The organism is Clostridium nigeriense (assembly GCF_050585245.1).
Taxonomy (GTDB): Bacteria; Bacillota; Clostridia; order Clostridiales; family Clostridiaceae; genus Clostridium; species Clostridium nigeriense_A.
Genome location: NZ_JBNOOF010000019.1, coordinates 1 through 11,484, shown reverse-complemented (window position 1 = coordinate 11,484; position 11,484 = coordinate 1). Strand labels below are relative to the sequence as shown.

Below are 11,484 nucleotides of genomic sequence, written 5' to 3'. Positions count from 1 at the left end.
GATAATAAGTTTATAGCTGTAGGTACAAGCCTTGCAGAAAATGCAAATAATCAAATAGATATGAAACAAGCAGATATTAATTACTTAGCTTATGTAGAGAGCTATGCTAATGCAATAGATATGTGTTTACAAGGTATTATTTCACCTTCTACATTAGGAATAGACCTTAAGAAAACAGATAATGCAGAAGCTCAAAGAGAGAAGGAAAAGACGACTTTATACACTAGAAATAAAATAGTTGATACTTTAACAGAAGTAATACCACATTTAGTTGAAATAATATTAAAGACTAATGATGTATTAAATAAAAAAATACCAGGAGAATATGAAGCAGCAATAACATTTGGTGAATATGCTAGTCCTTCATTTGATACAGTTGTAGAAATCGTAGGGAAAGCTAAGTCATATGGGATTATGTCTATTGAAAAAGCTATAGATGAACTCTATGGAGATACAATGACAGATGAAGAAAAAGCCATTGAAATTCAAAGAGTAAAAGAACAAAATGGAATGATTGAAACAGAAGAACCTAAAGTAGTTGATGATGAAGATTATAATAACTTAGATAATCCAGAGGATGTGGATTTAGATGGCCAAGAAGAATAAGCCTAGTAAATTAGGGGAGATACTTAAGAATATAACTAAGAGATCTATACAAGATAATGCAGCTAAGGAAAGAGCAAAGTCTTATGATATTAGAAAGATATTTGAGCAAATGGAACTTGATTTAATTTCTAGTATGCGTAAGGCTTTTTATTTTCATCAAAGAGAGCAAGAAAAGGAAGGTTTTGAATGGGAACAATGGCAATTATCTAAATTAAGAGTTATGGAGCAATATAGAAAGAGAAATAAAGACATAGTTAATTCATATAATGCGCCTATTCAGGAAGCTATAGACAGAGAATTAAGAGGGAATTTTTCTAAGGGTGAGAGTAAAGTAGAGAGATTTATTGATAAAGTTAAGAAGTTGCTTAATTTTAAGAGAAAAGAAAATAAAATAGAATTTCCACAAGATATTGATACTTCTACATTGAAAGGATACATAGCTAAAGAGTTAGGAAGTCCAGGAGCAGTACCACAAGAAAATAACTTCTTTGGAGTTAATGAAAAGAAATTAGAAGCTTTAATATCTACAGTAAACAATGATTTAAATAAAGTTCAATATTCTGTCTTAAGAAAGATGGATGATGTATATAGAGAAACTATATTTAAATCTCATATGTATTTACAGAATGGTGTTAAGACATTAAATCAAGCTATAGATATGGCTACTAAAGATTTTTTAGATAAAGGGATTAATTCTATAGAATATAAGAATGGTGCTAGAGTGAATATAGCTTCATATGCAGAAATGTGTTTAAGAACTGCATCACATAGAGCAACATTACTAGGGGAAGGCAAAAAGAGAGATGAATATGGGATATATACAGTAGTTGTAAGCGCTCATGGAAACACTTGCAAACATTGTGAGCCATGGCAAGGAAAGATATTAATAGATGATGTATTTTCGAATGGAGGTGGTGTGGAGCAAAAAGAATATCCTTTGTTATCTAGAGCGATAGAAGAAGGATTGCTCCATCCCTAACTGTAGACATTCATTAATAACTTACTTTCCTGGTATAACAACACTTCCAGTAGTTCCAGATGGGAAAGAAGCTATAAGAGTATATGAAGCAGAACAAAAGCAAAGAGCTTTAGAAAGACAAATAAGAAAGTGGAAAAGGATTGAGGCAGGATCAGTTGATGCTAAAAATGTAAATGATGCAGCTAAAAGAGTTAAGGAATTAGAATCTCAATTAAAGAATCACTTAGATAATAATAAAGAGTTAAGAAGAGCTCCACAAAGAGAAATAGATAAAATACCTATTGATAAAGTTAGTAGTAGTGATAAAATTATAGATAGGAAATGGTTAAAAGCCAACTTCTCAACACAAAAGAAATATGATAGACATATAGAGAAACACTTATCAGAGTATGGTGATATAACACCAGAAGATTACTTGAATACAGCTAGAGATTTGTTAGTAGCTCCATTAAGTAATGATATAGAAGGATTTATTAGTGAAGCTAATTTCATTTATAAATATAGACATAGCACAAATGATCTTGCTATAGGTAGAAATGATAAGAATGTAATCTCTACACTATATAAACCGATTAAAGGTTATGAAGAGTTTACAAATGAGAGAAAATTATTTGAAAAGAAAGGGTGATATTTTATGGAAGATGATTTCATTATCAAATGTCCTGTATGTAGTAATGATGTAGAATGGTTTGATATATGCGATAAATGCAATTGGCAAAATGGGGGTCCAGATAGAAGTGACGACTATGTTGGTGGTAATAAAATGACATTAAGAGAAGCTAGAGAAGCTTACAAAAATGGTGAAAAGATTATTTAAAAGCACTTACTAAGTAAATGGTAGGTGCTTTTCTTATGCTTAAAATTAAGGAGGATTATTATGAGTTTAATAATAAGTTTAATAGCAATAATTTTAATAGTAAGTAGCATGATTATTGATATTAAGAGGATTAAATCTAATAAAGAAGTCATAAAAGCAGATAATAAAGTTTATATAGCTCAACAAGAGTTAAATAGTAAGCTTGAGGAAAGAAATAAAATACTTAAAGAATCACAAAAAGAAATTATTAAGATGAAAGAGTATTATAAAGAACTTAAAGATAATCTTTCAATTAATTATGACCATTTAACAGAAGAAGTAATAAAGAGAATAAATAAAAATAGTGAAAAGATTATATAAGAGCACTTACTAAGTTAAATAGTAGGTGCTTTTATTATGCTTAAAATTAAGGAGGAAAAAGGAATGGAAAGATTATCAACTATTCAAAAAAGAGAAAAATTAAACGAGGTTTACGCAGTAGATGAAAAAGGAAATGGAGGAGCCAATCACGAATATCTAATTAGAACTTCATTAGATGGATGTATTCAAGATTTGGCAAATATTCAATTCCAAAATGGAGCTAGAAATATAGAGGGGTCAATTCATGGAGTTCTCGATACTGATTTATTAGAGATAGTAAGAGATAGATTAAAGTCATTTCAATCTGGACCATTTTCATCGAGAGAGAATGCATGTACATTAACTCATATAGAAGAAGCTTTAATGTGGATGAATAGAAGAGTTGAGGATAGAATTGAAAGAAATGTATTAGGAAGGGATGAAAAGTAATGAAATATAGAAAGAAACCAGTGGAAGTTGAAGCATTTCAATTTACTGACGAAGGAAAAGATAGAGTTTATAATTGGTCAAAGGAAAGTCAATATAATATACAACCGTCTTTTGATGGGAACGGGAAACCGTGTTTATTAATACCAACATTAGAAGGTGAAATGAAGTGTTCTTTAGGAGATTATTTAATTAAAGGTGTAAATGGTGAATTTTATCCATGTAAACCTGATATCTTTGAAAAAACATATGAATTAGTTGATTAAGTCTTAGAAATAAGGCTTTTTATTTTGCCCAAAACGTGCTTAAGGCTCTAAACTGTGCATGGAATAACAGCCGACAGGCTATAAATGGAGGTATTTATGTTTTTAAGAATTTTAAGAATGAGTAGACTTATGGAAGCTGATAACGGGGCAGGTAGTGGAGTAAATACCGGTAATGCAGAAACTACTGAAACTAAAACAGATGCACAAGAAACTACTCAAGAAGAAAAGACTTTTACTCAAGCTGATGTTGATAAGTTAATTCAAGAAAGAGTAGCTAGAGAAAGAAAAAATCAGTTATCTAAAGAAGAATTAAAGGCTTATAACGAGTGGAAAGAAAGTCAAAAGACGGAAGAAGAAAAGAAGAATGAGGCTTTAACTAATGCTGAAAAAGCTAGACTTGCAGCAGAAGAAAGGGCAACAGCACTTGAAGCAAAAGTAACTTGTTTATCTAAAGGAGTTGTATCAACTTCTGTAGATGATGTAGTTATATTAGCTAAGGCTATGGTTACAGATGAAGTAACTATTGAACAGGCTATTGATAAGGTACTAGAAAAGTATCCAAGCTTTAAAGGAGAGCAGCAACAAGAAGAACAAAAAGGATTTGTAATTGGTGCTGGTAGTCAAAAACAAAAAGAAAATTCCAATGATGCTTTAGCAAGAGCATTTGGTAATAAATAAAAATAAGAAATGGAGATGATTAAATGGCAGTATATAATTACGCTGAACAATTTGAAAGAGAATTACAACAAAAATATGCAAGGGAACAAACCTCAAATGATTTAGAAAATTCTAATCCACAAGTTAAGTTCATCAATGCACAAACTATTAAATTACCTAGTATTACAGTTAGTGGGTATAAAGACCATAATAGAGGTAGTATGGGCTTTAATACCGGAACAATAACAAATGAGTGGGAGCCAAAGAAATTAGCTCATGATAGAGATATAGAATTTGCATTAGATCCAATGGATATAGACGAAACTAATTTAACCTTAGAAGTAGCTAATGTACAAAATGTATTTGAAACTGAGCAGGCTATTCCAGAAAGAGATTCTTACAGATACTCTAAGTTATATGCAGAAGCTAAGACATATACTTCAGATGGTGCTGTAGTAGATACTACTACAAAATTAACTACAGCTAATATTTTAGATTGGTTTGATACTCAAATGGAGAACATGGATGATGCAGGAGTACCATCAGAAGGTAGAATACTTTATGTTATTCCATCAATCCATAAAATGCTTAAGCAAGCAGAAGGATTAACAAGAAATATTGATGCTAACAGCAATAATGGAAACATTGATAGAAGAGTTTATTCTTTAGATGATGTAAAAATAAAGAAAGTACCATCTAGTAGAATGAAAACTAAGTATAACTTTACTAATGGTTGTGTTGCTGCAGGTGATGCAAAGCAAATTAATATGATACTGATTCATCCATCATGCCAAGTTACTAGAAAGAAATATGCTTACATGAAGTTATTCACTCCTGGTACAGATTCAAGAACAGCAGATAAGTATGTATACCAAACAAGAGAATATGGTGATACATTCTTAATCAAGAATAAAGCTACTGGTATTGCTATAAATGCAGAAGCAGAAGCATAGGAGGGATAGAATGAAAGCAACTAGAGGAAATAAAGTTTATACAATAGATGAAACTCAAAAAGCTATGTATCAAGCACAAGGTTATGACATAGTAGATGATGAAGGAAAGGTAATTCAATATGGAGCTGGTAAGACAGTGTCATATGAAGAATACAAAGCTTTAGAAGAAAAGGTTAGTAAATTAGAAGAAGATAATAAAAATTTAAAGAAAGAGAATAAGGAATTAAAGAAGGGTGCTCAATAGTATCCTTCTTTTAGTTTAAGGATGTGATTATATGTCTTACGTAGACAGCACATATTATGAAATGTCCTTTGGAGGAACGATTATTCCAGAGGATTCTATAGATATAAAATTAGAAAGAGCATCAGATCAAATTGATACACTCACTTATAACAGAATTGTTGGAATAGGATTTGATAACTTTACAGAATTTCAAAAGGATAAGGTTAAAAAGGCTGTATGTATTCACGCTGAATTTATAGAGCAGTATGGAAGTTATATAGATATGCCTTTAAGTAGCTTTAGCGCTGGGAGTGTTAGTGTAAGTTTTAATGCACAGAGAATTAATGGAATAACTACTACACAAGAAGTATTAAATTATCTTAAGCAAACAGGATTAACTTGTAGGAGGTTATAGTATGGGATTAAAATTGCCATTTCCTAAATGGTTAGCTAATACACCTATAGAAGTATGGTTTGAAGGAACTAATACAGATGGTGATTATGAAGAAAAGAAAATATTTGATGGTAAATGCATCTATACAGATAAAGCTCATCAAGTGCTTAATGCTGAAAGACAATTAATATTATTAAGTGGAAAAGCTGTAATTGAAGGTTCTATTTATGACGGACCATTTCAAGGTTATGTGATAGTAAATGGAGTAAAGAAAAAGATTTATTCTACTGAAAGACCATTGAATCCAGATGGCACAGTATTTAGTACGGAGCTTAGTTTACAGTAATGAATGTTAAAGTAGATATTAAGCTTAATAATGCTAAAATCAATATCCTTATTGAAGCACATAAGAAAGCTTTAGAGATGACAACAGAAGCAGTATTAAGTGATATAAAAACAAGTACTGTAGTTCCTAAAGATACAGGAGAACTTGAAAGAAGTAGCTTTGTAGATTTATCTGAAATAAAGAACTCTATAGCTAGAGTAGTATTTGATACTCCATATGCTAGAAGGTTATATTGGCATCCAGAATATAATTTTAGAAAAGATAAAAATGCCAATGCACAAGGTAAGTGGATGGAAGCTTATTTAACTGGAGATAAGCAACAATTTATTAAAGATACTTATTCTGCATTCTTAAAGCAACTTAGTAAGGGGTTGATACATTAATGTTATTAAGTGAGATAAGAGAATATTTAAAAACTAAAATAGAAAGTCCACAATGGCATTTAAATAAAGTAGGAGATAAGGAAGAAAGTATTACAATTTATAATACAACTGGTCCAGCTCCTAGAATAGCTTTAGGAGGATTAGAGCAAACAAGTTTTACCACTAAAGCTATTTCTATTTTAGTACATTGGGGAAAGGACAGTAATAAAGCAGAATTAAAAGCACAAGAAGTATATAATGCTTTCTTTGGTCAAGATGGAACAATAGGTGGAAAAAGAATTATTCAATTTAAAATGAAAACAGATTCTCCTATTTATGTAGGAACTGATTCAGAGGGCATTATTGAATATGTAATTGAAACAATAATTTATTATGAAAGGTAGGTAATGTTAAATGGCAGGAAGTAGTTTTACAGGAGTATTCCCAGTTTATAATCTTAAATTTAAGATTGGGACAAAAGGTAAGGGAAGCACAGCACCTGGGGATATGGCAGTAATAGCAGATATGGAAACATTCTCTATATCTATTGATGGAACTGTAGAAGAATGGACTCCTATGGATACTGCAGGATGGGCTAGAGCATTAATGACAGGAAAGAAGTTTACTGTAGGATTAAATGGCAAAAGAAATGTAGGAGATCCAGGTAATGATTATGTAGCAGCTACAGCATGGAAAGATGGTTTAGATTGTAGCACTAAGGGGGAGATAGAGTTTCCAGATGGAGCTAAATTAACATTTGATTGTGTTATCAATGTTAAAAATGTAGGTGGTGGAGATAGCACAAATGTAGCACCACTTGAATTTGATATGCAAGGTGATGGGAAACCAACCTATACGCCTGCAGTAGTAGTTTAGGAGGATTAATTAATGGCAAGAGTATATGATATTATAAGTAGATTAGAAAATGGTAATCAAAAGCCAGTAGTAAAAATTGATGCAGAACATGAATTTAAGATTAATAACAGTAAGGCAGCAGCATTTAGGATAATGGCATTGGCAGAAGATGAAGGTATAAAAGAGGATGAAAGATTAGATGGGATAATCAAGGTTGGATTAGGTTCAGAAGCTTTTGAATATATTGAGAACCTTAACTTAACTATGCCTAGCTACACATTAATTATAAATGCTATTATGGCAGCTATAGCTGATGTAGAGTTAGAAGAAATAGAGGAAGAAGCAAAGAAGGGCAGAAAGAAGCCCAGAGAATAAATGGTACGATATCTTTGATGATTTTGACTTAATAGAAGCTTCTTTTACTACTCAATACGGAATAAGATTGAGGAATGAAATTGATATGTCTTGGAGTGAGTTTTCTACATTATTAGCAGGTATTATGCCTGAAACTCCTTTAGGGCAGATTGTTTCTATTAGAAGTGAAGAAGATAAGGATATGTTAAAGAATTTTACCAAAGAACAACATAAAATAAGAAATGATTGGAGAAATAGAGTAAATCCAATTAGAGATATGAGTGAAGAAGAAAAAGAAGAAGAAATTAAAAAGGTACAAGAAATATTTGCAAAAGCTTTTGGATAATGTATACTAAAATTGACATTTATGTTAATGGAGGGATATACATGTTAGAGCTTAAGGGTAAATTAGGCAAGAAGGTAATGGTAGATAACAATAAAGTGATAATAAATCTTGGACACTTACCTTTTAATAAAAATAGAGAAAAAACAATACTTATAAATAATATAGTATCAGTAGAGATTAAAAAGCCAGGACTATCTTCTGGATTTATATTTTTTCAAGTTATGGGCGAGGAGAGTAAAGTAAGAAAGAGTATAACGGATACTTCAAGTGATAATGAAATACTTTTTAGTGGAAAGGATAATTATAATATAGCATTACAAATAAAAGCTTATATAGATGAATTTATGTCTAAAGATAAAAGAATTGTGAATGCAATTAGTGTAGCAGATGAAATATCTAAATTGAAAGGTTTATTAGATAAAGGAATAATAAATAAAGAGGATTTTGATAAACAAAAAAACAAATTATTAAGTTAATAGTAATAACACTTAGGTTGAATTAAACCTAGGTGTTTTTTATTTTACAGAAAGGAGAAAGTGATGAGTGATAGTGTAGGTAAAATAAGTTTAGATTTAGAGATACAAAGTGATATAAGTAAACAAATTTCAAATGTATCTAATGTAATAGCTAATAATTTAAAAAAATCTTTAAATAGTAGTATGAAGAGCACTCTGGAAAATGTAAATTCAAGCACAAAAAATACTATGAAGAATATTACAAATAATATAAATTCATCTATAAAAAAGTCTATGATTAATATAGCTAAAACAATGAAAAATATATTAAGTAATATAAAAATGCCTAAAATAAATATACCTAAGCCTACCAACTTTTCTACACCTAAATCAATAGATATAAACTCTAATGTTAGCAAAAGAGGACCACCAAGTAGCGATATAGAAAACTTGAAAGATATTAGGATGGGGAAAATTCAAGATTTAGATATAGCAGATAGACAGATTGATAATTTAAGAAATAAATTAAAATTATTAAATGAACAACTTAAAAATACTTTTGATGCAGAAGGTAGAAATAAATTAGAATCTACCATTTTATCTACTGAATCTAGGATGAACTCCTTGATTAATAAATCAATTAAATTAGGAGCGGAAGTAACAGAGTTAGATACTAAGATAGATAAATTAGGCAAAAGTGCAAATAGTACAAATGCAAGTTTAAATAATACTAGCAATATAACTAACAAAGCTACTAAGGGAATTAAGAGTTTAACAAATATATTGGGTAGATCTAATAATACATCAAAAAGTTACAGTAGTGGTATAGGTGTTATTGCCAGAAGTATGCTTACGTGGGGAATAATGTTCCCTATGATTTTAAGAGGTTTAAGCACAATGGCAACTGGACTTCTTAATAATTTAAAAACTAATGAACAGTTTTCCAATTCTTTAGCACAAATTAAGTCGAATTTAATGATTGCTTTCACTCCAATATATGAAGCTATATTACCTGCTATAAATACTTTAATGAGTGCTTTAAGCATTGCAACTCAATACATAGCAAGTTTTATAAGTGCTATATTTGGTAAAACTTTTGAACAAAGCAAACAGGCTACACAAGGCTTAATTGATGCAAAAGCTGCTATGGGAGCATATGGCGACAGTGCTAAAGCAGCAGGAGAAGCAGCCAAAGATGCATTAGGACTAGCTAGTTTTGATGAAATAAACTCTCTAAATTCTCAAAATAGCAGTGGGAGTGATAGTGGTGGGGCAAGCGGAGTTCCTACATTAGTAACACCATCACTTGATACAGCTCAAGTAGATAGCGCTATGAGTGAACTTGCTGAAAAGGTAAAAAGGGTATTTTCAACGATATTTCAACCTTTTAAAAATGCGTGGGCAAAAGATGGTGCTAGTGTAGTAGAGCAAATGAAAAGAGCTATAGAAGCTACAAAGCAAACATTTATTAATTTCTATAATGTATTAGCAACTCCACCAGTACAGTTATTTATAGAAAATGTAGCAAGGATAGGATTATCTTTAATTAAGTTGGGATTAGCTATATATACTGATTTTATACTTCCCGTGATAAATTGGTTTATAAATCTTTTACCAGGAGCAGCTAATGGACTAAATCCAATATTAGATGCTGTAAGAAGATTTATTGATTATTTATCATCAAATACTGAATTACTTAGATTAGTTATTAGCGTAATATTAGGCGTGGTAGCTGGTTTTAAAACTTTGTCTATTCTGATAGGGGTAGTCAAATGGATAGAAGGTGTTACTCAAGTATTATCTATACTTGCAGCAAACCCAATAATTTTAGTGATTGCTGGTATAGCAGCTTTAGTGGTTGCTTTTATGTCTTTGTATGCAAGTAGTGAAGCTTTTAGAAATAAGGTAAATGAAGTTTGTTCTGCTATAAGTGGATTTTTAGCACCAGCATTTCAATTATTAAAAGATACAGCTTTAGATGTGTGGAATAATGCTTTAGTTCCATTAGGAGCCTTTTTACTAGATTTATGGAAAACAGTATTAGAGCCATTAGCTAAAATAATAGGTGAGGTTTTAGTATTAGCATTTAAAGGTGTCATAGAGATAATAAAAACATTATGGGAAAACGTCCTTAAGCCATTAGTTAGCTTCTTTAAAGATATACTTATAAAAACTATACAATCAGTTATAGATATTTATAATGCTTGGAAACCAGCGATACAAAAAATAATAGATATAATACTTGTACTATGGAATAATGTCCTAAAACCTTTAGCAACATTTGTAGGAGGTATATTCTTAAATGTATTTAAGAGTGTATGTAGTTCTATAGGTGAATATATAAATAGTGTGAAACAAGTATTTAATGGATTAATTAATTTTATTACTGGTGTATTTACGGGAAATTGGTCCAGAGCATGGCAAGGTGTTAAAGACATTTTTGGTGGGATAATGAGTGGATTAGGTGCAGTAATGAAAGCTCCACTTAATGCAGTTATAAGTTTGATAAATGGAGCTATTAGTGGATTGAATAAAATATCTGTAGATATACCAGATTGGGTACCTTCTTGGGCTGGTGGTGGTAAGCATTTTGGTGTAAATATTCCAAGTATACCTTACTTAGCTAAAGGTGGTATTATAGATAGTCCTACGCTTGCTATGGTAGGTGAAGCAGGTAAAGAAGCTGTAGTTCCATTAGAAAATAATACACAAGGATTAGATTTATTAGCTTCTAAACTTATGGAGAGATTAGGGGGAACATCATCTAATAATAACAATAGCTTTGGAGATGGAGATTTAATCCTACAAATAGATGGTAGTATAATAGGTAAAGTAGCACTTAAGCAATTAAGAAAAATGCAAAGACAAGGTAATATAACATTAATACCAGTATAGGAGGGGTAGTATGATTAATATAAATGGGGTACAGATAGCTACTCCTAAAACTTACGAAGCAACTGTAAGTGATTTAGATGGAGAATCTAATAGAAATGCTAATGGGGAGCTTGTAAGAGATAGAATAGCAGTAAAAAGAAAATTAAATTTAGAATGGGGACCATTAAAACAATCTGAAATACAAACATTA

19 protein-coding genes and 2 pseudogenes are annotated in these 11,484 nt (G+C 30.8%); all 21 read left to right on the top strand.

All coding sequences use genetic code 11. The annotated features are described in order from the left end of the window. Nucleotides 1-606, top strand: a pseudogene (locus ACQPUY_RS17150) (capsid protein); the annotation flags it as partial. Next, complete coding sequence (locus ACQPUY_RS17145) at nucleotides 590-1,585, top strand: phage minor capsid protein (protein WP_430843179.1); 996 nt, start codon at nucleotides 590-592, stop codon at nucleotides 1,583-1,585. The pseudogene ACQPUY_RS17150 and the gene ACQPUY_RS17145, both read left to right, overlap by 17 nt. Next, nucleotides 1,578-1,754: pseudogene (locus ACQPUY_RS17140) on the top strand (phage minor capsid protein); the annotation flags it as partial. The gene ACQPUY_RS17145 and the pseudogene ACQPUY_RS17140, both read left to right, overlap by 8 nt. 246 nt (nucleotides 1,755-2,000) lie before the next feature. Next, complete coding sequence (locus tag ACQPUY_RS17135; RefSeq protein ID WP_430843177.1) at nucleotides 2,001-2,213, top strand: hypothetical protein; 213 nt, start codon at nucleotides 2,001-2,003, stop codon at nucleotides 2,211-2,213. 6 nt (nucleotides 2,214-2,219) lie between these two features. Further along, on the top strand, nucleotides 2,220-2,402 hold the full coding sequence (locus tag ACQPUY_RS17130; RefSeq protein ID WP_430843175.1) for a CPCC family cysteine-rich protein: 183 nt from the start codon (nucleotides 2,220-2,222) through the stop codon (nucleotides 2,400-2,402). A gap of 60 nt (nucleotides 2,403-2,462) precedes the next feature. Continuing rightward, nucleotides 2,463-2,762 (top strand): hypothetical protein, encoded by a 300-nt coding sequence (locus tag ACQPUY_RS17125; protein WP_430843173.1) that lies wholly within the window; start codon nucleotides 2,463-2,465, stop codon nucleotides 2,760-2,762. A gap of 63 nt (nucleotides 2,763-2,825) precedes the next feature. Next, the gene (locus ACQPUY_RS17120; RefSeq protein WP_430843171.1) at nucleotides 2,826-3,191 is read left to right on the top strand and encodes a DUF7681 family protein; all 366 of its coding nucleotides are present in this window, start codon (nucleotides 2,826-2,828) and stop codon (nucleotides 3,189-3,191) included. Further along, the gene (locus ACQPUY_RS17115) at nucleotides 3,191-3,454 is read left to right on the top strand and encodes a hypothetical protein (protein ID WP_430843169.1); all 264 of its coding nucleotides are present in this window, start codon (nucleotides 3,191-3,193) and stop codon (nucleotides 3,452-3,454) included. The genes ACQPUY_RS17120 and ACQPUY_RS17115 overlap by 1 nt, the downstream gene beginning before the upstream one ends. A gap of 96 nt (nucleotides 3,455-3,550) precedes the next feature. Then, nucleotides 3,551-4,132 (top strand): hypothetical protein, encoded by a 582-nt coding sequence (locus ACQPUY_RS17110; protein ID WP_430843167.1) that lies wholly within the window; start codon nucleotides 3,551-3,553, stop codon nucleotides 4,130-4,132. Nucleotides 4,133-4,155: 23 nt separating this feature from the next. After that, entirely contained in the window at nucleotides 4,156-5,064 is a 909-nt protein-coding gene (locus ACQPUY_RS17105) for a capsid protein (protein WP_430843165.1), read from the top strand. A gap of 10 nt (nucleotides 5,065-5,074) precedes the next feature. Beyond that, nucleotides 5,075-5,308, top strand: a complete 234-nt coding sequence (locus ACQPUY_RS17100) for a hypothetical protein (RefSeq protein ID WP_430843163.1) — start codon at nucleotides 5,075-5,077, stop codon at nucleotides 5,306-5,308. A gap of 31 nt (nucleotides 5,309-5,339) precedes the next feature. Then, entirely contained in the window at nucleotides 5,340-5,702 is a 363-nt protein-coding gene (locus ACQPUY_RS17095; RefSeq protein ID WP_430843161.1) for a hypothetical protein, read from the top strand. Nucleotide 5,703: 1 nt separating this feature from the next. After that, nucleotides 5,704-6,027 (top strand): hypothetical protein, encoded by a 324-nt coding sequence (locus tag ACQPUY_RS17090; RefSeq protein WP_430843159.1) that lies wholly within the window; start codon nucleotides 5,704-5,706, stop codon nucleotides 6,025-6,027. Further along, the gene (locus ACQPUY_RS17085; RefSeq protein ID WP_430843157.1) at nucleotides 6,027-6,410 is read left to right on the top strand and encodes a minor capsid protein; all 384 of its coding nucleotides are present in this window, start codon (nucleotides 6,027-6,029) and stop codon (nucleotides 6,408-6,410) included. Before ACQPUY_RS17090 ends, ACQPUY_RS17085 begins: the two co-directional genes overlap by 1 nt. Beyond that, on the top strand, nucleotides 6,410-6,793 hold the full coding sequence (locus tag ACQPUY_RS17080; protein ID WP_430843155.1) for a phage tail terminator protein: 384 nt from the start codon (nucleotides 6,410-6,412) through the stop codon (nucleotides 6,791-6,793). Before ACQPUY_RS17085 ends, ACQPUY_RS17080 begins: the two co-directional genes overlap by 1 nt. Before the next feature lie 10 nt (nucleotides 6,794-6,803). Beyond that, complete coding sequence (locus ACQPUY_RS17075; RefSeq protein WP_430843153.1) at nucleotides 6,804-7,265, top strand: phage tail tube protein; 462 nt, start codon at nucleotides 6,804-6,806, stop codon at nucleotides 7,263-7,265. A gap of 12 nt (nucleotides 7,266-7,277) precedes the next feature. Then, on the top strand, nucleotides 7,278-7,619 hold the full coding sequence (locus ACQPUY_RS17070) for a hypothetical protein (RefSeq protein ID WP_430843151.1): 342 nt from the start codon (nucleotides 7,278-7,280) through the stop codon (nucleotides 7,617-7,619). Nucleotides 7,620-7,629: 10 nt separating this feature from the next. Beyond that, nucleotides 7,630-7,944, top strand: a complete 315-nt coding sequence (locus ACQPUY_RS17065; protein ID WP_430843181.1) for a Gp15 family bacteriophage protein — start codon at nucleotides 7,630-7,632, stop codon at nucleotides 7,942-7,944. A 41-nt stretch (nucleotides 7,945-7,985) separates the two neighbouring features. Beyond that, nucleotides 7,986-8,420 carry an SHOCT domain-containing protein gene (locus ACQPUY_RS17060; protein ID WP_430843149.1) on the top strand — a complete coding sequence of 145 codons (435 nt, stop codon included), beginning with the start codon at nucleotides 7,986-7,988 and terminating at the stop codon, nucleotides 8,418-8,420. Between the two features lie 63 nt (nucleotides 8,421-8,483). Then, the gene (locus tag ACQPUY_RS17055; protein WP_430843147.1) at nucleotides 8,484-11,294 is read left to right on the top strand and encodes a hypothetical protein; all 2,811 of its coding nucleotides are present in this window, start codon (nucleotides 8,484-8,486) and stop codon (nucleotides 11,292-11,294) included. Nucleotides 11,295-11,304: 10 nt separating this feature from the next. Further along, a partial coding sequence (locus tag ACQPUY_RS17050; RefSeq protein ID WP_430843145.1) for a DUF6711 family protein occupies nucleotides 11,305-11,484 on the top strand: 180 nt, incomplete at its 3' end.